This window comes from Lachnospira hominis (ex Hitch et al. 2025) (assembly GCF_040096395.1).
Lineage (GTDB): Bacteria > Bacillota > Clostridia > Lachnospirales > Lachnospiraceae > Lachnospira > Lachnospira hominis.
In genome coordinates this window covers 15839-38263 of the sequence record NZ_JBBMES010000009.1, presented here as the reverse complement: position 1 = coordinate 38263, position 22425 = coordinate 15839, and the positions used below count along the sequence as shown (strand labels likewise).

Annotated in this window: 22 protein-coding genes and 1 other annotated feature; of the genes, 2 read left to right on the top strand and 20 right to left on the bottom strand. The window is 36.7% G+C overall.

Translation table 11 applies throughout. From position 1 onward, the window contains the following. Window positions 1-22: 22 nt before the first annotated feature. From rlmH to WMO38_RS09285, 9 genes are all read right to left on the bottom strand, one after another. Window positions 23-502: a 23S rRNA (pseudouridine(1915)-N(3))-methyltransferase RlmH gene (gene rlmH / locus WMO38_RS09325; RefSeq protein WP_349162393.1), complete on the bottom strand. Its 480-nt coding sequence runs from the start codon at window positions 500-502 to the stop codon at window positions 23-25. After that, on the bottom strand, window positions 502-765 hold the full coding sequence (locus tag WMO38_RS09320; protein ID WP_186837066.1) for a glyoxalase: 264 nt from the start codon (window positions 763-765) through the stop codon (window positions 502-504). Before WMO38_RS09320 ends, rlmH begins: the two co-directional genes overlap by 1 nt. Further along, entirely contained in the window at window positions 766-1539 is a 774-nt protein-coding gene (locus tag WMO38_RS09315) for a Cof-type HAD-IIB family hydrolase (protein WP_021866596.1), read from the bottom strand. After that, a complete protein-coding gene (locus WMO38_RS09310) occupies window positions 1536-2159 on the bottom strand; it encodes a Maf family protein (protein WP_349162392.1) in 624 nt (207 codons plus the stop codon). The genes WMO38_RS09315 and WMO38_RS09310 overlap by 4 nt, the downstream gene beginning before the upstream one ends. Window positions 2160-2161: 2 nt before the next feature. Then, window positions 2162-3832, bottom strand: coding sequence for a 2-isopropylmalate synthase (locus tag WMO38_RS09305; RefSeq protein ID WP_349162391.1), 1671 nt, complete (start codon window positions 3830-3832; stop codon window positions 2162-2164). Window positions 3833-3997: 165 nt separating this feature from the next. Then, window positions 3998-4254 (bottom strand) — a binding site (T-box leader). 63 nt (window positions 4255-4317) lie between these two features. After that, complete coding sequence (locus WMO38_RS09300; protein WP_349162389.1) at window positions 4318-5658, bottom strand: hypothetical protein; 1341 nt, start codon at window positions 5656-5658, stop codon at window positions 4318-4320. Then, the gene (locus WMO38_RS09295) at window positions 5648-6814 is read right to left on the bottom strand and encodes a DUF58 domain-containing protein (protein ID WP_349162388.1); all 1167 of its coding nucleotides are present in this window, start codon (window positions 6812-6814) and stop codon (window positions 5648-5650) included. Before WMO38_RS09295 ends, WMO38_RS09300 begins: the two co-directional genes overlap by 11 nt. Window positions 6815-6832: 18 nt before the next feature. Further along, on the bottom strand, window positions 6833-7777 hold the full coding sequence (locus WMO38_RS09290; RefSeq protein ID WP_349162387.1) for an AAA family ATPase: 945 nt from the start codon (window positions 7775-7777) through the stop codon (window positions 6833-6835). Between the two features lie 240 nt (window positions 7778-8017). Beyond that, window positions 8018-8473 carry an Lrp/AsnC family transcriptional regulator gene (locus WMO38_RS09285; RefSeq protein ID WP_349162386.1) on the bottom strand — a complete coding sequence of 152 codons (456 nt, stop codon included), beginning with the start codon at window positions 8471-8473 and terminating at the stop codon, window positions 8018-8020. Window positions 8474-8706: 233 nt separating this feature from the next. Here WMO38_RS09285 and WMO38_RS09280 point away from each other — a divergent pair, with 233 nt between their 5' ends. After that, on the top strand, window positions 8707-9027 hold the full coding sequence (locus WMO38_RS09280) for a DUF1292 domain-containing protein (RefSeq protein WP_186837061.1): 321 nt from the start codon (window positions 8707-8709) through the stop codon (window positions 9025-9027). A 16-nt stretch (window positions 9028-9043) separates the two neighbouring features. Here the strand turns inward: WMO38_RS09280 and WMO38_RS09275 are convergent, their stop codons facing one another. Both WMO38_RS09275 and WMO38_RS09270 read right to left on the bottom strand, forming a co-directional pair. Continuing rightward, window positions 9044-10915 carry an ATP-dependent helicase gene (locus tag WMO38_RS09275; protein WP_349162435.1) on the bottom strand — a complete coding sequence of 624 codons (1872 nt, stop codon included), beginning with the start codon at window positions 10913-10915 and terminating at the stop codon, window positions 9044-9046. A gap of 112 nt (window positions 10916-11027) precedes the next feature. After that, window positions 11028-11528 carry a GreA/GreB family elongation factor gene (locus WMO38_RS09270; protein WP_349162385.1) on the bottom strand — a complete coding sequence of 167 codons (501 nt, stop codon included), beginning with the start codon at window positions 11526-11528 and terminating at the stop codon, window positions 11028-11030. Window positions 11529-11758: 230 nt separating this feature from the next. On the opposite strand from WMO38_RS09270, the gene WMO38_RS09265 reads away from it, so the two are divergent. Further along, window positions 11759-12763 carry a PfkB family carbohydrate kinase gene (locus WMO38_RS09265; RefSeq protein WP_349162384.1) on the top strand — a complete coding sequence of 335 codons (1005 nt, stop codon included), beginning with the start codon at window positions 11759-11761 and terminating at the stop codon, window positions 12761-12763. A gap of 60 nt (window positions 12764-12823) precedes the next feature. Here WMO38_RS09265 and WMO38_RS09260 read toward each other — a convergent pair whose 3' ends face one another. The 9 genes from WMO38_RS09260 to infB form a co-directional block, all read right to left on the bottom strand. Continuing rightward, window positions 12824-13138: a hypothetical protein gene (locus WMO38_RS09260; protein WP_349162382.1), complete on the bottom strand. Its 315-nt coding sequence runs from the start codon at window positions 13136-13138 to the stop codon at window positions 12824-12826. 117 nt (window positions 13139-13255) lie between these two features. Further along, a complete protein-coding gene (locus WMO38_RS09255; RefSeq protein WP_021867148.1) occupies window positions 13256-13675 on the bottom strand; it encodes an HIT family protein in 420 nt (139 codons plus the stop codon). 11 nt (window positions 13676-13686) lie between these two features. Further along, window positions 13687-15771 (bottom strand): polyribonucleotide nucleotidyltransferase, encoded by a 2085-nt coding sequence (locus WMO38_RS09250; RefSeq protein WP_349162433.1) that lies wholly within the window; start codon window positions 15769-15771, stop codon window positions 13687-13689. Between the two features lie 268 nt (window positions 15772-16039). Continuing rightward, a complete protein-coding gene (gene rpsO, locus WMO38_RS09245; protein ID WP_021867146.1) occupies window positions 16040-16306 on the bottom strand; it encodes a 30S ribosomal protein S15 in 267 nt (88 codons plus the stop codon). 122 nt (window positions 16307-16428) lie between these two features. Continuing rightward, a complete protein-coding gene (locus WMO38_RS09240; protein ID WP_349162381.1) occupies window positions 16429-17352 on the bottom strand; it encodes a bifunctional riboflavin kinase/FAD synthetase in 924 nt (307 codons plus the stop codon). A gap of 10 nt (window positions 17353-17362) precedes the next feature. Further along, window positions 17363-18289, bottom strand: coding sequence for a tRNA pseudouridine(55) synthase TruB (gene truB / locus WMO38_RS09235; RefSeq protein WP_349162379.1), 927 nt, complete (start codon window positions 18287-18289; stop codon window positions 17363-17365). A 21-nt stretch (window positions 18290-18310) separates the two neighbouring features. Then, window positions 18311-19261, bottom strand: coding sequence for a DHH family phosphoesterase (locus tag WMO38_RS09230; RefSeq protein ID WP_349162377.1), 951 nt, complete (start codon window positions 19259-19261; stop codon window positions 18311-18313). Further along, on the bottom strand, window positions 19258-19644 hold the full coding sequence (rbfA, locus tag WMO38_RS09225) for a 30S ribosome-binding factor RbfA (protein ID WP_349162375.1): 387 nt from the start codon (window positions 19642-19644) through the stop codon (window positions 19258-19260). Before rbfA ends, WMO38_RS09230 begins: the two co-directional genes overlap by 4 nt. Before the next feature lie 14 nt (window positions 19645-19658). Further along, complete coding sequence (gene infB, locus WMO38_RS09220) at window positions 19659-22424, bottom strand: translation initiation factor IF-2 (RefSeq protein ID WP_349162374.1); 2766 nt, start codon at window positions 22422-22424, stop codon at window positions 19659-19661. Window position 22425: the final 1 nt, after the last annotated feature.

Here is a 22425-nt window from a genome sequence, read left to right as displayed (position 1 = left end):
CCGCTCCTGTTTTATATTTTTATTATTTATGGTATGGTTCACCTTTCATAATCCTATACCCACGATAAATCTGTTCCAGCAACACAACTCTCATAAGCTGGTGTGGAAATGTCATATGTGAAAAACTAAGTTTATAATCTGCCCTTTTAAGTACACGCTCATCAAGCCCTAATGAACCTCCTATAACAAACATTATATGACTTACTGAATCAATTCCAAGTTTTTCTATCTTTTGTGAAAATTCAACTGAATCAAGCATCTTGCCTTCTATTGCAAGTGCAATGACATATGCATCATCTTTTAATGATGAAAGAATCCTGTCGCCTTCTTTTGCTTTAATTGCCAAATTAAGCTGTTCGCCTGCATTTTCAGGTGTTTTTTCATCAGGAAGTTCTATTATGTCGAGCCTGCAGTATCTTGATAGTCGTTTCACATACTCATCAACTGCCTGTACGTAAAACTTTTCTTTTATTTTACCTACACATACAATACTTATACGCATCAGCCTTCCACCACAAAAAATCTACCATCCGGAAGAGCGAACACTTCAAGTTCTTCTGCAAGTTCTTCATCCGTAATCTCATCAACGTCCATTCCCTCTTCACTCAGATATTCCCTTACTTCTTTAATATTGTCAAATACCTGTGCGAAACAATCTTCAAGAAATTCCTTTGCTTCTTCTATATCCTGAGCAACCGGTTCATCATACAGCTTTGTCTGTTCCTTTAAAAAAACTTCAGCACATAATGTTAAATCATCTTTCATTTATAACAGCTCTCCTCTTAATATTTTTTCTACTGAATCAGTTACATATAATGCATTTTTCTTTATATCATCAGCAGCCGATGCCATTGCATAAGAAAACTCTGCCTGCTTTAACATTTCACAGTCATTATAATTATCTCCGAAAGCCATACATTCACTTCTGTCTATGCCATAAATTTTCTGAACTTTCTTTAAAGCGTCTCCCTTGCTGACACACAAATCCATAAAATCCATATATTGGTCACCGGAAACTGCTGCTGCTGCTTTATCAGACCACTTATCCGCAAAATACTTTTCAGAATTGGCAATTCCTGACAAATCACAGACAGACACTTTTAAAATATCTTCCTGAATCTCATCAAGACTTTTAATTATTGTCGTCTTATATTGCACAACCTTTGTCATCCTGATAAGATATTCTTCTGTCTTTGGCATTATATATGCTGTCTTTTCTCCTGATAACAGTACCTCGCAATTCGGAACTGAAATTATATCCTTCGCAATCTCTATTGCAAGATTATAATCCATTGGTGTCTTTACAATTGTCTCACCTTTATATCTTACTAATGCACCATTATCGGAAATATACATTAATGGGCTTTTTACCTTTGAAAAAAGTCTTACAAGACTTTCACACTGTCTGCCGCTTGCGGGTGCAAATATTATTCCTTTTCTGCCAAGCATGTCTATAGTTTCACACATTGAATCGTCAACATGCTGTGCTCCATTCAGAAGAATCGTTCCATCCAAATCACTTGCAACAAGTTTTATCATCCGATATACCCGGCCTTTCTTAATTCCTGATATACTCTGCCAACAGGCAGTCCGACTACTGAGTTATAATCGCCCTCAATTTTTGATACAAAAGCCGCGAATCTGCCCTGTATGCCATAAGCCCCCGCCTTGTCCATCGGCTCTTTTGTCTTTATATAATCAAGAATTTCTCCATCTGTCATATCATATACATAAACTTCTGTCTGTTCATAAAATGACGTTTTTTCTTTTCCACAAATAAATGTAACTCCCGTATATACACTGTGGCTGCCGCCCGAAAGACTTTTTATCATATCATGTGCATGTCTCTCATCTCTTGGCTTGCCAAGAACCTGACCATTCGCATAGACAATCGTATCGGCTCCTATTATAACATAATTATCGCTATCACCGAAAGAGGCTGCGGCACTTTTTTGTACCGCAGCTGTATTTTTTTTAACAGGAAGTTTTGCAACCGCTTCTGCTTTAAGGCTTGATAACTGCATAACTATTTTTTCGGGAGATTTTTCTGTTGTTATCTCATCGGCATCACTTGTAATCACAGTAAAATCAATTCCAATCTGATTAAGAAGTTCTCTTCTTCTCGGCGACCCCGAAGCAAGTATAATCTCTTTTTTCATTTTTATTCAGCCTTTTCCAAACTTCTGTTCATAGCTGACTCAAGAGCATCTATAGATGCACGGATAATATCATGGTCAACACCTGCACCATAATATTCCTTTCCTTCATCACTTACAATACCTACATATGCAATAGCACTTGATTCTGAACCCTTATTATTAAGAGTATGCTCTTCATAGCAGCAGATATCGCAGTTATGATTGAAATATTCTGAAAGTGCATTGCTTACAGCATCAAGACGTCCGTTACCCTTTGATTCAATATTAATCTTTTCGCCATCTTTTTCTATAGTAACTGTTGTCTGGATTCCATCAATCTGTCTGAAATGAACTTCTGTAATCTTAAATACAGGTGTATATTTCTTATATCTTTTTTCAAATATTTCGAGAACTTCTCCAGGTGTAAGCTCTTTATGATTAACATCTGATACATCCTTAACAGCATAGCCCAGATCTTCTCTCATCTTCTTAGGTATTATCATTCCATAATTATGTTCAAGGACATATGCAACGCCACCCTTTCCTGACTGGCTGTTAATTCTGATAACATCTGAATCATATGTACGACCTACATCTTCAGGATTAATTGGAAGATATGGAACTGTCCAATGCTCTGTATCATTTTCAATACGGTAATGCATCCCTTTTGAAATAGCATCCTGATGTGAACCTGAGAAAGCTGCAAATACAAGTTTACCACAATACGGATGTCTGTCATCTATCTTCATCTGTGTAAGTCTTTCAAATGTCTCTGAAAGTTCAGGCATATTAGATAAATCAAGTTCCGGATTAACACCCTGTGCATACATATTCATTGCAAGTGTAATTACATCGACATTACCTGTTCTTTCACCATTACCGAATAATGTTCCCTCAATTCTATCCGCACCTGCAAGAAGACCAAGTTCTGCATCCGCAACGCCTGTTCCTCGGTCATTATGAGGATGAAGTGAAATAATAACATTTTCCCTGTTATGAAGATTCTTATCCATGTATTCCACCTGGCTTGCAAATACATGAGGAAGTGACATCTCCACTGTAGCAGGAAGGTTGATTATGCATTTATTATCAGCTGTAGGTTCCCAGATATCAATTACTGCATTACATACTTCAAGTGCATATTCAGGTTCTGTTCCTGTAAAGCTTTCAGGACTATATTCAAATGCAAAGTTTCCTTCTTCTTTTGCAGCAAGTTCTTTAAGAAGCTTTGCACCTTCAACAGCAATCTTTTTGATATCTTCTTTTGACTTTCTGAATACCTGTTCACGCTGTGCTAAAGATGTTGAATTATATACATGAACAATAGCTCTCGGTGCACCCTTTACAGCCTCAAATGTTTTCTTGATGATATGCTCTCTTGCCTGAGTAAGGACCTGAATTGTAACATCATCAGGAATCATGTTCTTTTCAATAAGTGTTCTTAAAAATACATATTCTGTCTCTGATGCAGCCGGGAAACCAACTTCGATTTCCTTAAATCCAACTTTTACAAGGAGCTTGAAAAATTCAAGTTTCTGTTCAAGGCTCATCGGCTCAACAAGTGCCTGATTTCCATCTCTTAAATCAACTGAACACCAGATTGGTGCCTTATCAATATACTCTTTCTTCACCCAGTCGTTGCACTCTACAGGTGGCATGAAATAACCTCTCTTGTACTGTCTGTAATCAAACATCTTAATACCTCCAAAAAAATTAATAATATTCTTAAATTCAATAAAAAGCATTTGCAATTTTCTCGTTTTTTGAACGCATGTATTTTTATAACAAGATATTTTTAGTATGTCTGCTCAAAATATCCTGTCATATAAAAAAGTCTTCCGTCCATGACAAAACATCTGTCAAGAGACGAAAGACTATAGTCTCACGCGTTACCACTCTTATTCACGAATCAATCGTGCACTCACTGAATACGGACATCTCTGCCTTATATTCTGTCCAATATAACGGTTGGCTTCCGGCTACGCCTACTCATATATAATAATACTTTCAGATAGCAGCTCCGAGGTGAGTTCAATATCTTCCTTCCATTGCCTCGCACCACACGGCAACTCTCTGACTCCGGTTAATACCTATTATTCCTCTTCATTGCTTTTGCTAATTATTATCTAAATATTACATTATATTTTTAACCATGTCAATAGTATTTTATTATATATTATCAAAGATTGTTAAAAATATCTTTTTCTTCTTTTGTAATCTGCTCTCTGGAATATCTTGCCTTTTCATATACCGCTGTTATTTTTTCTGAAAGTTCACTGTCAGCCGTAATATTTTCAGTTGTAAGAACACTTGGCAGAACTGTCTCATCAGGTGCTTTTCCACCCGTTCCTTTCAGTATATGCTTTTTATAAAGCTTCCTTACTGAACGTACCTCACGTGGTTCTTTTGTTTTTACCTTTGATACATCTTTATCAGCCCTTACATTTTCATCATCAGGTGAAATATACTCAATATAGTCACTGCCGAGTTTTTTCGTCTTGTTAAATGTCTTTACATATGTTCTTATCATATAAATAATTGCAATTATCATGGCAATTATTATTGCAAAGACCATCCCCTCAAACAATGCCTGCATAATCGGTGAGTCAGGATATTCAAGTTCTCTTTGCATGGCATCTTCAATATCTTCCTGTGTTTCATCATCCATCTGAGGTGTATTGCTGCTCTCCGGTCCTGATTTACCAAGAAGCCATAAAAATCCTTTTACAAGGATTCTCACCACTCCTGTCACTGAACTTCCTATAACACCAAAAAGCCCACCATATCTTCCATTATAAAATATAAGCATTCCAAACAAAATAAGAATTGCAGAAGCAGCCGTAATAAACGTATTTACCTGTTTCATCTGCTTTGCCGGAAAATCATTCTTTTTGCTGTTAAGGCTGAGAACATTATTAAGGTGGCTCATATTGTTATAAATAATTTTTAACACCACAAACAATATGCACAATGTAAGTTCAATATACATAAGCGGCAGTACATTTCTCCAATATCCCACAAGGTATCCGAATGCAGGTGCTGCTATAAAAACTACATGAATATCTTCACCGGCATACATCTTTGCAAGTGCTTTTTTCGCATCATCAATTGTCTTTCCATCCTGAACAATAAGATTTTCTGTTGAATATCTCTGAACTGTATTATTTTTCTGCCATATTGAGTATGCACATATAAGAATCGCACACAACATGTTTGCAAACAATTCACTGTCGTTTCCGGACATCACAACCGATACCGCAAATATTGCAATATTGCACAACATAAACAGATTGAATTTTTTTATCTTTCTTCTTGTATAATATGCAAATATTACAGCCGGAATAACCCAGAGGCACATATATACCCTGCCGTCATTTATCAGAAATACCCCCATATATTCCATAAGAATAAATGATTCAAATAATACACATTGCAATATCAGTTCCATAATTGAAAGAACTGAATCACTTTTTTTGATTGTTGTTTTATTTTTATTAAAACTATCAGATTTAATCGTCACTGTAATGCACCTCCCAGTCAATCACAGATGCACAAGTATCTTCAAGTCTTTCACCCGGCTCATCGTAATATGGTGCAATCCAGACACACTGCCTGTTATTTCCAGTAAGCATGTCAAATGATTTCTGCAAATCTTTTCTTCTATTCTGTGATATCATAATATAAAGAGTATCAGCCATTTCTGACATTCCATATTCATGTTTATTGTGAGTTCTGTCTGTCAGTTCTTCAAGAATATCTGTAAATCTGTTTGCATTTTTTGACAGATCAATCCCTGCAAGAACTGTATTAATCTCATTGAGGTGTGATAATCCCCCCCCCTCTTCAACTTCAAGAAAATCTGTTTTTTCACCATCAGTTTCTACACCATTTGAAATAAGTGAAACATTGATTTTTTGTGATATAAGATACTGTGCAAGTCCTGAAGCCATCGAGATTGTTGTCTCTGACAAAAGTTCCTGTTTTAACATTCCTTCCGGTTCAACATTGGCAAGAATACATACTGACTGGCACATTGTCTCCTTATACTGGTTGACCATAAGCTGTCCTGTTCTCGCAGATGCTTTCCAGTTAATCATATTCATAGTATCATGTGTATCATATTCCCTAATTCCACGAAACTCAAAAATATCAGGATTTAGATAAGTATTCTTTTCAACCGCACCCATTATTTTAGAAAATGTTATATCAGTCAGTTCAGGATTAATCTGTTTTGGAAAAACTACAATATTAGCATTCTGGTTTGTTCCAACAAGATTGATATCGTTCATAAACAGCCCCGATGAAACCATATCTGCACGCCTAATTGAATAAATACCTCTTTTAGTACACTTAATCGGTATCTTTCTTGTCACTTTCTGATACATCATCAGTGAAAAAATATCATTTCTGTAAGTATTATCAGAAACCACAGAATTTTCTTCGCCATCTTCAAATCTGAACGCACGATTTACCTGAAATTTAAGATTAATATACGGAAGCGGAAGTCTCTTTTTATTTGTAACTGTCTCTACAAGTTCTATGGTTTCGCCACAGACTGCATTTTTCTTTGAAAAATCAATTCTGACTGTAAGATTTTTATACCATAATGCAGCATATATTTTTCTGAGTACCATATATACAGCACCGGCACCCAGCAACATTACTATTATAAGCATTCTGTCTCCAATCCTTCTTTATTTGCTCCAGTCTTCTGTAGGCACCTTGCACTGTCCGATAACTTCCCTCATAACATCTTCTCTGTGTGCTGAGTCCGATATTCCTCGAGAAAGTAAAATTCTGTGTGCAAATACAGGAATCGCAAGATTGTACACATCTTCAGGAACTACATAATTTCTTCCGTTGATATATGCGTATGCTCTTACAGCTTTCACCATATTAATAACACCCCTTGTGCTTACACCAATCGCAATATTTATATTATTTCTTGTCTTATCAGCAATATCAACAATATAATTCATAATCGCCTCATCAACATGCACGCCTTCTGCTTCTTTAACCATGCCTTTTACGTCATCTGCATTACATACTGCTGACAGGCTCTCAAGCGGACTATCTGTCATAAATCTTTTTATAATTTCAAGTTCTTCATTCTGCTTAGGATAACCCATTGAAATCTGTAACAAAAATCTGTCAAGCTGTGCTTCCGGAAGCTGATATGTTCCTGCTGTTTCTATCGGATTCTGTGTTGCAATTACGATAAATGGAAATCCAAGTTTTCTTGTTTCACCATCTACCGTCACCTGATGTTCTTCCATACATTCAAGTAAGGCTGACTGTGTACGTGGAGTAGCCCTGTTAATCTCATCAGCAAGAAGAATATTAGAAAATACCGGTCCTTTTCTGAAAACAAATTCACCCTGCTTCTGATTATAATAATTAATACCGGTAATATCTGACGGAAGCAGATCAGGTGTAAACTGAATTCTTGCAAATTCAGCATCTATTGATTTTGCAAATGACTTTGCAATCATAGTCTTACCTGTTCCCGGAACATCCTCAAGGAGAACATGTCCTCCTGCAATCAATGCTGTAAGAATTAAATCTGTAACATTTCCCTTTCCAACAATAACTTTACTTACGTTTTCTTTCATCTGTACTGCTTTACTCTGAAATTCCATCTATATCCTCCTTGTTTTTCCGAAGGAAAAATCCGAATCCCTTGATGAGGAGAGGATTTGTCCTCCTTGTTTTTCCGAAGGAAAAATGCGACCACTCCGGGGAGCAGAGGATTTGTCCTCCTTGTTTTTCCAAAACCTTTTCATTTAACTATATATATATTAACAAAAACAGCACTGACAAACAACGTATCAGTGCTATTTTATACTTTTTTAATATTAAAATGTCATTTAAATACATAATTAATCATTAACAGGAAGTTCTACATTGACATCTATTCCTCTTGGTTCAACCGGTGTTGAAAACACAATCTGTGTACTCGTTCTTCCAAACTTCTGGAGTTGTCCTATAAATGTATCAAGCTCCATTGTACTAGGAAATACAACTTTAAGTAACATTGAATAATTTCCTGTAACGCAGTTACATTCTACAACATTATGACACGACTTGATGAATGGATAGAAATCCGGTTTCTGGACAGGTGCAACTTCAAGATTTATAAAAGCTGTAATATGATACCCAAGTTTTAACTTGTTGACTTTGACCTCATATCCCTCTATAATCTGCTCTTTTTCAAGCCTTTCAATTCTTGCAGATACTGCCGGAGATGACAAAAAAACATTCTCTGCCAGTGCCTTCAAAGGCATTCTTGCATCCTGCTGTAATAATGTAATCAGTTTCTTATCAATCTTATCCATAACACATTCCCAACTTTCATATATTTTCCCTCTAAAGAGAAAAAAGACAATTCTGGAAAAACATTCCAAAATTGTCTCCTTTGACTCTCTTAATCCTGTAATTAATATACACCTTTTTCATCACATATGCAAGTTTTTTTGAAATTTCATTAAGTTTTGTTAACTCATATTGCAATAATACAATTATTCTGCTAAAGTTTTATTAAGAAAAACTATTTATATGGAGGTTAGTAATGGCTGATAACAATGCAAATGAATATTCTACTGTTACATTATCTTTAGATGATGGCACAGAATGTGAATGTGCCATAGTAAGAATATTTCCTGCCGGAGATAATAACTATATAGCACTTCTTCCTCTTGAAGGTGAAGCTGCCAGCAACGATGAAGTGTATCTTTACAGATATACAGAAAAAGACAATGGTGAACCGGTTCTTGAAAACATCGAATCAGATGAAGAATACGAAACTGTTGCTGACGCATTTGACGAAGAACTTGATGCTATGGAATACGAAGAACTATATGCCGAAGAAGATGCCGAAAACGAAGAATAATCCCACAAAAATCAATTTAAAGATGCAGTTCTCTTATAAAACGTGAGGACTGCATTTTCCTGTTATACTGCTTTTGCACCGAACATATAATAAGTTTCTTTTTTGCTCTGGTCAGTGCAACATAAAAAAGCCTGCGTTCCTCTTCAAGCTGCTCTAAAGACACAGCCTTGCAATATGGTATATTTTTCTCATTGGCACTCACTATTATAACGGTATCAAATTCGAGTCCTTTTGCCCTGTGCATCGTAGATACACTGCATAAATGTGTCTTTGATTCATCAGCTTTTCCAAGACCATCTGCATCATTGACATTATCTTCCGATACATTATCAACATATTCTATGAACTGCTTTAAATTATCAAAACTCTTTGAAATGTTTTGCAATTTCTCAATAATATCAAGAAATATCTTTACATCTGTACCACGTTCGCTTGCATATTCATGTAAATATCTATCATAACCGACTACCTTTCTCACATAATTAACTGCTGCAAACGGTATCATTGTATTCATGTTCTTAACATGGCATTGAAGCTTTATAATCTCTTCAAGATTTTCTTTGCTGCCTCTGCATCTGATATTATCTTCAAGCGTGTTAAAACCGGTATTTTCATCAGTAAAATACATCCTGCTTATATATCTTTGCGGTTTGTTAATTATTCTTATAAAGTTCTGTCTCCTGTAATCTCCCACCGATATCCGTAAATATGCAATAACATCCTTCACAACCCACTTATCAAAAAAATCCGATTGATTCCCACAGTACAATATATTAAGGCCATGTTTTTGAAGCTTACGCGTAAATTCAGAGGCTTCAGCATTCGTCCTTGTCAGTATGGCAATACTTTCATCTGAATCACTGCTGGTATCATTATAAATTTTATTATATACATATCCTGTAACAAAATCATCCTGTTTTGAAATATCATTAAAATTATAATATTCCACAGAATTACCACCTTTATTAAACGCCTTCAGATTCTTATAAAACCTGTTCTTATTATGATTAATAAGACTTAATGATGCATTAACTATAGTCTCACAACATCTGTAATTCATATTCAGCCTGAAAATCTCTGCCTCTTTATAAATCTGTGTAAACATACGGCACACATCAGGCTTTGCTCCCCTGAAACCATATATACTCTGGTCATCGTCGCCTACCACAAATATGTTGCGGTTCTTTTGTGCAAGCATATTAATCAGCCGTAACTGAACCGGTGAAACATCCTGAAATTCATCAACCATAATATACTTATATTTTTCCTGCCATATGTTAAGACTCTCTTTGTCACTCTCTAACATATGTAATGTACGAATCATCATATCCTCAAAATCAACATATTTGTACTGATTCATAAATAATTCGTACTCATTATATATTTTTTCAAAAAAATCTTTATCGCATGATATCGGATTAAATCTGGCAGACTCGCTGCATCCCTTTGCTTTGGCAATATCATTTAATATGTCATCTTCCATCTCACCATCTGACGGCAACGGAATATTATAGTATAAAAGCTGCTCTCTTATAAAAGCCCTCTGAGCTTTCTGTGTTATAACATTATATCCTGTATATTCTCCAGCATTCTTTAGCATCATAAAAAATACAGAATGAAATGTTCCAAATGTCACATCGTCATATAACTCTGCATTATCATGCACATCTGATTCTGATGCCAGTTTTAAAAAACGTTCTTTCATCTGGAGTGCTGCCATCCTTGTAAATGTTATTACAAGGATATTCTCAGGATTAACTTTGCAATTGTCAATCATATTGAGTATTCTGTTTGTGACAACTGTAGTCTTACCACTTCCCGGACCGGCAAGAATCATCGCAGGTCCCTCAAAGTGTGCCACCGCCCTTTGCTGTTCACTGTCAAGCAGTACATATCACCTCTTCAATAATATTATTAAAAATATATTTTTATAACATGATATTATCAAAATACTCCAAATATGTCAAGCATTAATATTTTTTTATTAGAAATAATCAAAATCAATATGGCTGAATTTCATCTTTGCTGTCATCTGAATTTTCTATTGACTTGATTCTGACATAATAACTTACACTCGAATTTACTTCTATTAAAACACGGTCTCCAGCTTTATGTCCAAGAAGTGCCTTTCCAAGCGGCGACTCAATGCTTATCAGTCCCTCAAGTGAATCTCCTCTTACTGTAGTCACAAGCTTGATTTTTTCAGTAGTTTCATCATCCTCATAAAATAATTCAACTATATTATTAACACCAACCTCATCATCAGCTGACTCGTCTGATATAATTTTTGCTGTCTTTATCATTCTCTGAAGATAACGTATTCTGCTCTCATTTCTGTTTTTCTCACGTTTTGCTGCATGATACTCAAAATTTTCACTCAAATCGCCATGTGCCCTGGCTGTCTTAACATCTTCAAGAGCCTCTTTTCTTACTACAAGTGTTCTGTATTCTATTTCCTTTTCCATTTTCTTTATATCATTTTCAGTTAATTCATTATACATAAACATCACTCCATTTCCAAAATACAGATATAATTTTAATAAAAATCGATACAGTGTTTCTTTATTTCCAATGCTCTTATTTTATCACCAAATTATTTAAATGCACAAGCTGCAAATACATAAGATTTTATAGTGGATTTTACCAAAAGATGTGATACAATAGATATAATGTTTTGAAAGTACTTTCAATTCAGCAAATGTAAGTTATACGAGAATGGAGAAAATGTAAAATGAAAAATAAGATTATTACTTTTGGTGAAATTATGTTAAGACTTTCACCTGAAAATAACGAAAGATTCACACAATGCCATGAATTTGAAGCTGTTTATGGCGGCGGCGAAGCTAACACTGCTGTATCACTTGCCAACTTTGGCGTTGACTGCGGTTTTGTAACAAAACTTCCTGAACATTCAATTGGACAGAGTGCTGTCAATTCCCTTCGTCAGTATGGAGTTGATATCAGTGGCATTGTACGCGGCGGCGACCAGATTGGTATCTATTTCCTTGAAAAAAAGACAAGCCAGCGCCCTACTAATGTTATTTATAACAGAAGTGGTTCTGCTATTGCTCTCGCTGAGGAATCTGATTTTGACTGGGATAAGATTTTTAAAGATGCTACATGGTTCCATTTTTCAGGAATCACACCTGCCATAAGTGATAATATGGCAAAAATTACTCTTGCAGCGTGTAAAGCTGCTAAAGAAAAAGGTCTTACAATAAGCTGCGACCTTAATTACAGAAGCAAGCTATGGTCAAGTGAAAAAGCCAATAAAGTAATGAGCGAATTATGCCCTTATGTTGATATATGTATTGCTAATGAAGACGATGCCGTAGGCATCTTTTCTATGGATGCCTCAAAGTCTGATAAAGAAAAAAATGCATACATTGCCGAAGAACTTACAAAACGTTTTCCATTTAAAATGGTTGCTTCTGTATGGCGTACAGAAACTTCTATCACAACATTTAAGCTCCAGTCTATGATTTATACAGAGGGCAAAGCTTATTACAGTAAAGAATATTTTATGAATATTCTCGATTATATCGGTGCCGGTGACGCTTATTGTGCCGGAATCATATATAGTATAATCAACAACTTTGATCCTCAGAAAACCGTCGAATTTGCAAATGCAGCAAGCTGCTTAAAGCATACAGTAAGCGGTGATTTCAACCTTGTAACTGTTGACGAAGTTATGAAGCTTGCATTTTCAGCAAGTGGAAACGAAGTCTCAAGATAAAAATTTAATTTGATATAAAAATATTATGGGAAGTGTTTTAACACTTCCCATATTTACTGTTTAAAGCCATCCGAACAGAAAATCTCCTATTTCGCTTATTTTATCTCTGACGGTTTCAACCGCATTTCCGATAAATTCTCTTCCGGTTTCCCACAATTCGCCTACTGCGTCACAAACCTTATCACGTACTTTCTGCATTGTCTTTACAACTGTCTCTCCGATTTTGGAACCTGCCATATACCCCAGCGTTCCTCCGACAAAACCGCCGATGACTGCCCCCACAGGACCTAATACAACACCTAACATCGCACCTTTTTCTGCCCCTACAAACATGCCTCCAAGTCCCGCCGTGGCTGCAACCGTAGTCTGCTGCATTTTGTCTCTTCATACATACTTTTATTCTCCAAATCTCTCTATATAAAAAGCATACCTGTAATATACTTATATCAAATATATCACAGGTATGCAAGCATTATTATAAAAAATTTTTAATTAAAGATTAGCCTTAATCTTTGCAATCATATCAGCATATTCTTCGTCTGAAAGATACTTCTTATCAGGATTCATAAGGAATACACCACCCCATTCAAATTCATCTTTGTACTTAGGGCAAAGATGGAAATGAAGATGATGACCTGTATCACCATATGCACCATAATTTACTTTATCCGGATGAAATGCAGCCATAATTGCTCTTGCAACTCTTGCAACATCCTCAAAATATGCAGCTCTTTCTTCTGCTGTGAGCTCATTCATATCACCTACATGCTTCTTATGGGCAACAATACATCTTCCAGGATGGCTCTGCTCCTTGAAAAGGTATACCTTTGAAGTTTCAAGCTCGCAAATCTTAATACCGAACTTAGCGACCAAATCGCCTTCTACACAATAAGCACAATTATTATCTATCATTTCAATCCTCCTTACTGAGCATCCTTGATTGAGAAGCTGATTCTTCCCATCTTATCCTTGCCCATACATTTACATTTAACATGATCACCTAGTGTAAGAACATCTTCAACATGTTCAATTCTTTCATTTGCCACCTTAGAAATGTGAACCATTCCTTCCTTGCCAGGTGCGAATTCGATAAATGCACCGAATTCTTTAATACTTACTACTTTACCTTCGTAAATTTCACCTTCGACGAAGTCGTTTACGATTGTCTTGATATACTTCATAGCCTGATCCATGCCAGCCTGGTCAAGTCCGCATACAGATACGAAACCATCATCTGTGATATCAATCTTAACACCGCACTCATCAATAATTGCATTGATTGTCTTACCACGCTGTCCAACTACTTCACCAATCTTTGCAGGATCAATAGTTGTCTGGATAATCTTAGGTGCATATTCACCAACTGTCTTTCTAGGTTCAGCAATTGCAGGCTTCATACATGTATCCATAATGAAAAGTCTGGCTTCTCTTGTTCTTGCGATAGCCTCTTCAACAATAGGTCTTGTAAGACCGTGAATCTTAATATCCATCTGGATTGCTGTAATACCCTCTGTAGTACCTGTTACCTTAAAGTCCATATCACCAAAGAAATCTTCAAGTCCCTGAATATCTGTAAGAACGATATAATCATCATCTGTATCACCTGTAACAAGTCCACACGAAATACCAGCAACCATTCTCTTAATAGGAACACCAGCTGCCATAAGTGACATGCATGACGCACAAGTTGAAGCCATTGATGTAGAACCATTTGATTCAAATGTCTCGGATACAGCACGGATTGCATATGGGAATTCTTCTTCTGATGGAAGAACAGGTACAAGTGCCTTTTCTGCCAATGCACCATGTCCGATTTCACGACGTCCCGGACCTCTTGATGGCTTTGTCTCACCAACAGAGTATGATGGGAAGTTGTACTGGTGAATATATCTCTTTGTTGTAACATTATCATCAAGACCATCTACCTTCTGTGCTTCTGATAATGGTGCAAGTGTTACCACATCACAAATCTGTGTCTGTCCTCTTGTAAACATAGCAGAACCATGAACTCTAGGAATAAGGTCAACCTCTGCTGACAATGGACGAATCTGGTTGATAGCACGTCCATCTGGTCTCTTATGGTCTTTGAGGATCATCTTACGTACAGTCTTCTTCTGGTACTGATAAACGGCTTCACCAAGAACTGCAAGCCATTCTTCATTATCAGCAAAAGCTTCTGCCATCTTTTCTGTCACTTCATCAATATTTTTCTCTCTTGTCTGCTTATCATCAGTAAATACTGCTTCCTCCATCTGTTCTGGAGTAACAATCTTTTTCATTGCCTCAAACATTTCAGCAGGAACAGCACAGCTTACATATGTATGCTTTTCTTTACCTACTTCTGCAACTATTTTATCGATAAATTCAATAATTGTCTGATTGATATCATGAGCCATATATATAGCTTCAATCATCTTTGCTTCCGGAATCTCATTTGCACCAGCTTCAATCATGATAACTTTCTGCTTTGTAGATGCTACAGTAAGCTGAAGGTCACCATCCTGCCACTGTGACTGTGACGGATTGATAATAAATTCACCATCAACAAGACCAATCTGTGTAGTTGCACATGGACCATCAAATGGAATATCAGAAATACATGTTGCAATTGATGAACCAAGCATAGCAAGAAGCTCAGGACGGCACTCTGTATCAACTGACATAACCATATTATTTAATGTAACATCATTTCTGTAATCCTTAGGGAATAATGGTCTCATAGGTCTGTCGATAACACGTGATGTAAGAATAGCATTTTCACTTGCCTTTCCTTCACGCTTATTAAATCCGCCAGGAATCTTTCCTACTGCATACATCTTCTCTTCATATTCAACACTTAATGGGAAGAAATCAATTCCCTCTCTAGGCTCTTTTGAAGCAGTTGCTGTTGAAAGAACAACTGTATCGCCATAATGCATTAATGCTGCACCATTTGCCTGTGCACACACTCTTCCGATATCAACACGGAGAGTTCTGCCGGCCAGTTCCATAGTAAACTGTTTATACATCTTTTCCTCATTTCTGCGGTGCCAATAATCATTATCTTTCACCAGACATAACCTGCACCGCCGGTATATCCGATTGTCTTCAACAAGATGAAGTGCCCGAAACAACTGAAAAAAGCACTATTATTATAATGTATTTTTCAGCAGTCTCGGCTAATCACTTCAATCTTTTTAAATTATTACGCCAGCTGCCGGATTATCATATAAAAATATCCACCCCGGTCAATAGCCAACGTAAAAAGGGCGGAGAAATACACTCCGCCCAATGAAATTACTTTCTGATGCCAAGACGAGCAATCAGATTTCTGTAACTTTCGATATCTGTCTTCTTTAAATACTCGAGAAGAGCTCTTCTCTTACCAACCATCTTTAAAAGACCTCTTCTTGAATGATGGTCTTTCTGATTAGTCTTTAAATGCTCTGTAAGCTCAGCAATTCTTTCTGTAAGAATAGCAATCTGAACTTCTGGAGAACCTGTATCGCCAGGCTTTCTTCCGTATGCTGCAATAATCTCTGTTTTCTTTTCTTTAGATATCATCTTTAAATCCTCCTTAATATAACCGCCTGTTACTAAGAATCAGGTCGGAGTGTCCTGAAACTGAATAACGGCTCACATACCTTGCTACTATATCATAAAAAAATCATAATTGCAAGCATTTATTATAGCATCAGCATGCTTTTTGAAAACTGTGCATCACTTTCCATCTGTTTTGAAAGAGCCTCTATTGACTCAAATTTCATCTCCGGACGTATAAAATGAAGCAGTTTTACTTTAATATGCTTTCCGTATGCATCTTCTTCATAATCAAACAGATTAGTCTCAACTCCAATAACCTGGTCTGTACTCACCGTCGGCTTTGTTCCTATATTAGTCACACCGCCATATTCTTTTCCGTCTATCTGTGTTATTGATGCATAGACACCATTTGGCGGCAGAAGCTTGCTTTCCTGCGGATAAATATTCATAGTAGGAATCTTAATTTTTCTTCCAAACTGATTACCCGGACACACTATTCCTTCAATAGAATATGGTCTTCCCATTAGAACATTAACAGTTTCCATATGTCCAAGCACCAGTTCTTCTCTTACGTATGTACTGCTTATCTCTTTGTCCTGATATTTTTCTTTTTCAACGACAATCGTCTCAAAACCATATTCAGAACCACATTTTACAAGCATATCTGCATCACCACTCCTGCCTTTGCCGAAGTGATAATCAGTTCCTACAACCACTACTTTCGCACGCAGTTTTCTTATTATTATATCTTCAATAAATTCCCCGGCATCCGTATTCATAAGTTTTTCAGTAAACGGATACTCAATAAGGGCATTAATTCCAAGACTCTCCATAAATGCACGACGTTCACTGTTTGTCGTTATAAAATGCTGCTGTCTTTGCGGACAGATACTTAACGGAATTCTGTCAAATGTAAATGCCGCTGCCAATATATTATTTTGTTTTGCTTTTTCTTCTACAATTGATATAAGCTTCTGGTGTCCCATATGGACACCATCAAATTTGCCAAGCGTAACTGCTGAATCTTTGTCAAGTGTAAAATCCTCTGTGCCATGAATATACTTCATCCGAGCCACCTCACATTTCATCATGCTCACCACTGTAAAATATTTTTTCAGGTACAAGCATAGAATCAATGTATTCATAAATTCCTATAAAAATACCATTTTCATCATATATACGATATTTTTGTTCTGCCTGTTGTGTCAGTGTACGCTCAACTTCACGTACTGCATCAACCGGCAGCTTATTACCGTTATACAGCAGTTTATTATATTCTGAATCAACTGAAAGTTTTGGATAATCAAACACATCATCAGCTGCAATTATATATTCTCCAAGTTCACCTTTTAGTAAAAGTGCCGAAATCTGATTTAATGTAAGACTGTCATCAATTTCAAACTGTCCGACTCTTGTCCTTTTAAGACTTTGCATGCATGCACCGCAGCCCAGTTTTTTTCCAATGTCATCAATAAGAGTTCTTATATATGTTCCTTTTGAACATGCAACTGTAAATGTGACTGTCTTTTCATCATCATTCAGATTCATTTCATTAATCTTTATAAATCCGATATCAACATGACGCGATTTTCTTTCAACTTCAATTCCCTGTCTGGCAAGCTCATAAAGTTTCTTGCCATTATGCTTTAATGCCGAATACATAGGTGGAACCTGTTCATATCCTCCGACAAATGATATAATCACGTCAATAATTTTTCTCTCATCAGCATTTACTTCACTGACAGATAAAACAGAGCCTGATATGTCCTGAGTATCTGTTGTTTTTCCAAGCAGCATAACCGCCTCATAAGTTTTTCCCCAATCGGTAATCATGCCGCATAATTTTGTTGCTTTCCCAAGACACACAGGCAGAACTCCCTGTGCATCCGGGTCAAGCGTACCTGTATGACCGATTTTTTTCATATGAAGAATGCCACGCAGTTTTGCAACTACATCATGTGATGTAAAACCAGGCTCCTTATATACGTTTATAATACCGTCCATAAATCCCCTTTATATGCTAATTCACATTGCATTGTACTGCTTTTCAATCAATTCGCCTATACTGTTTATTATCTGGTATACCGAACCTTTTGCAGTATATCCGGCGGCACGCACATGTCCGCCGCCGCCAAACTGTGTTGCAATTGCTGCAACATCGATTTTTTTCTTTGAGCGAAGACTTACTTTATATTCTTCTTCACCTGTCTGATAAAGGAATATCGCAACCTCAACGCCATCTGTAAGACGAAGCTGTTCAACTATGCCTCCAAGTTCTCTGCCTGTAACGCCATAAAATTCCATCTCATCCATTGTGACAGTAGTAAATATACATTTTCCATCATAAAACAATACACTTTCAAGAAGTGCCCTTCCAAGAATCTGATTCTGGACATATGTTTTCTTGTAAAATGTATTATCTATAATATCGGAATAATCAATTCCTTTTTCCATCATCTCGCCGGCAATTTCCATTGTCTTCTTTGATGTACAGCTGTATTTAAATACACCTGTATCATGAATAATTCCTGTATAAATACATTCTGCCACATTACGGCTGATTTTATCAGCATCCATAGTACCATATAAAACTTCACATGCTGAACTTGCCTGTGGTTCAATTTTACTCAAATCTGTAAATCCTGTATTGCTGACATGGTGGTCAATGCACACTGTCTTGGATGCATTGTTAAAACAGCTTATAAATGGTTCTATTCTGTCAAGACTGCTGCAGTCAAGGACAAAAAACACATCATATTTCTTATCTTCAGGTGTATTTTTTATTTTGTCAATATTTTTAAGATAGTAAAACTCACTGCCCGGCTGTTCGAGATATAAATCAACGTCTATTTCAGGCATATTCTCCAGAATGTAATTATATAATGCAAGAACAGAGCCAGTGCAGTCACCATCAGGTCTTATATGACCTGTAATTCCGACACTTTTAACATCTTTTAAAATATCACTTAATATCATAAGTCACCATTCTCTCTGTCATTTTCTCTGTCTTTTTTAGTAACCTCGTCTATCAGCTTAGACATATTTACTCCGTATTCAATTGACTGGTCCAGTAAAAATGTAATCTCCGGAGTATTTCTCAAATTAATATTTTTTGCGAGCTGTCTTCTGATATAACCCTCAGCACTTTTAAGACCTTTTATTGTATCCTGCTGTGAAATCTCATCCCCCAGCACACTGATATATGCTTTGCATGTTTTTAAATCAGGAGCAACTTCAACCGCGACAACTGATGTCATCGGGTTGATTCTTGGGTCCTTAATTTCACTGCGTATAATATTGCTTAATTCTTTTAAAACCTCACCGTTAATGCGGGTATTTTTTACGCTGTTTTTACGCATAAACTCTCTAACTCCTATCTTGGAACTTCAACCATGATATATGCTTCTAACTTATCGCCTTCCTGAATGTCATTGAAGTTTTCTAATACAATACCACATTCAGTACCTGCCTTAACCTCTTTTACTTCATCCTTAAAATGTTTCAGTGATGCAAGAGGTCCTTCATAAATCTGCTCTTTATCTCTTGTAAGACGTACTTTTGAATCCCTTGTAACACGACCTTCTGTAACGAGACATCCTGCGATATTACCGATTCCTGAAGCCTTGAATATCTGACGGATTTCGACCTGACCAATTACTTTTTCTTCATAAATCGGTTCAAGCATACCCTTTAATGCAGCTTCTACATCTTCAATAGCATTGTAGATTACAGTATAAAGTCTCATATCGACTTTTTCTCTTTCAGCAACGATTCTGGCCTGATTATCAGGTTTTACATTAAATCCGATAATAATTGCATTTGAAGCTGATGCAAGAACAACATCGGATTCGTTGATATTACCTACACCGCCATGGATTACCTTAACTACAACTTCATCATTTGAAAGCTTAACAAGACTCTGCTTAACAGCTTCAACTGAGCCCTGTACATCAGCCTTGATAATAAGACCAAGCTCTTTTACATTACCTGCCTGAATCTGCTCAAATAATGCATCAAGTGAAACTTTATGCTTTGTATCGTCAAGAAGCTTCTTCTTGCCTTCACTTATAAATGTCTCTGCAACATTTCTTGCCTCTTTATCGGTATCCATAGCCATAATTATTTCACCTGCATTAGGCACATCATTAAGACCAAGAATCTCAACAGGAGTTGAAGGACCAGCTTCTTTGACACGGCGTCCCTTATCATCAATCATAGCTCTGATTTTACCATAACTTGCACCTGCTGCCACATTATCGCCTACATGAAGAGTACCTTTCTGTACAAGAATTGTTGCCACAGGGCCACGGCCTCTGTCAAGCTCTGCCTCGATAACAATACCTCTTGCATTTCTGTCAGGATTAGCTTTAAGCTCATGCACCTCTGCTGTAAGAAGAATCATCTCGAGAAGTTCATCAATACCTTCCTTAGTATGTGCTGATACAGGTACAAATATTGTAGAACCGCCCCAGTCTTCTGCAATAAGACCGTATTCTGTAAGTTCCTGCTTAACTTTTTCAACATTTGCATTAGGCTTATCAATCTTATTTACTGCTACGATAATTTCAACATCAGCTGCCTTTGCATGGTTAATAGCCTCTATTGTCTGTGGCATAACACCATCATCTGCTGCTACTACAAGAATAGCAATATCTGTTGCCTGTGCACCACGCATTCTCATAGCTGTAAATGCCTCATGACCAGGTGTATCAAGAAATGTTATTGACTGACCGTTTACATCTACAGTATAAGCACCGATTTTCTGTGTGATACCACCGAATTCTTTATCTGTAACATGTGTCTCACGGATTGCATCAAGAAGAGATGTCTTACCATGGTCGACATGACCCATTACACATACAACAGGTGGTCTTGGAACCATCTTTTCTTCCGGTTCCTCATCCTCTTTGAGGAGTTCTGCAATCACATCGACCTTAACTTCATGCTCACAGATACAGTTAAATTCAAGTGCAATTTCCTCAGCTGTATCATAATCAATCTCCTGATTGATAGTTACAACTTTGCCCTGCATAAATAATTTCTTTACAACTACTGAAGGCTGTACTTTCATCTTATCTGCAAGTTCCTTGATTGTGAGGCTGTCCGGAAGAACAAGCTGTTTGATTGTATCTTCTTCTTTTTCTTCTTTCTTGACATTCTTCTTTAACTGGCTGTTTGCAAATTTAAGATTTTCTTTAACTTCCACATCTTTCTTGCGGTCATTTTTATGATTATCTTTTCTTGAATCAGGTCTTCTTGAATCAGGCTTTGTCTCAAAAAGGAAATCATCCTTAGGTGCCGAATCTCTTCTGTCATTTCTTCTGCCCTGATTTGAAAATCCACCCTGACGGTTATTATTTCTGTCACCACTCTGGTTTGAACGGTTATCATTATTACGGAAGCCTCTGTTATCCCCGTTTCTGTCACCACGGTTATCATTATTACGGAAACCTCTGTTGTCTCCGTTTCTATTATCTGTGTTTCTGTCGCCACGGTTGTCATTATTGCGGAAATTTCTGTTATTTCCGTTTCTGTCACCATTCTGGTTTGGACGTCCGTCATTATTACGGAAATTCCTGTTATTTCCGTTTCTGTCACCACGGTTGTCATTATTACGGAAATTCCTGTTATTTCCGTTTCTGTCGCCACGGTTATCATTATTACGGAAACCTCTGTTGTCTCCATTTCTGTCACCATTCTGGTTTGGACGGTTATCATTACGTGAATTTCTATTGTCTGAATTACCATTCTTTTGTGCATTGCCACGGTTTGCACCAGAATTATCATTCTTTACATTCTTATTATCTTTTCCACCCTTAGAACTGTTCTGTGGAAAATACAGCTCAGAAACATGTGACTTCTTATCTGCTGTATCCTTTACAGGTTCTTTTGTTATATCTTTCTTTGGTGTATTGTTTTCTGTCATCTTTGCCTCATTTGCCTTTTCATTCTTTGGTTTTGATGCATTGCCTGCCGCACCACTCTTATGTCCGAACTTTCCACGGACTTTTGCAACTTCATCATCATTAAGACCACTCATTGTCTTATATGTTTTATTATTGTTGTCAAGCAAATCCGCAATATCTTTTGTCGTTATATTTAATTCCTTTGCCAACTCATAAACTCTCATATTAGCCATT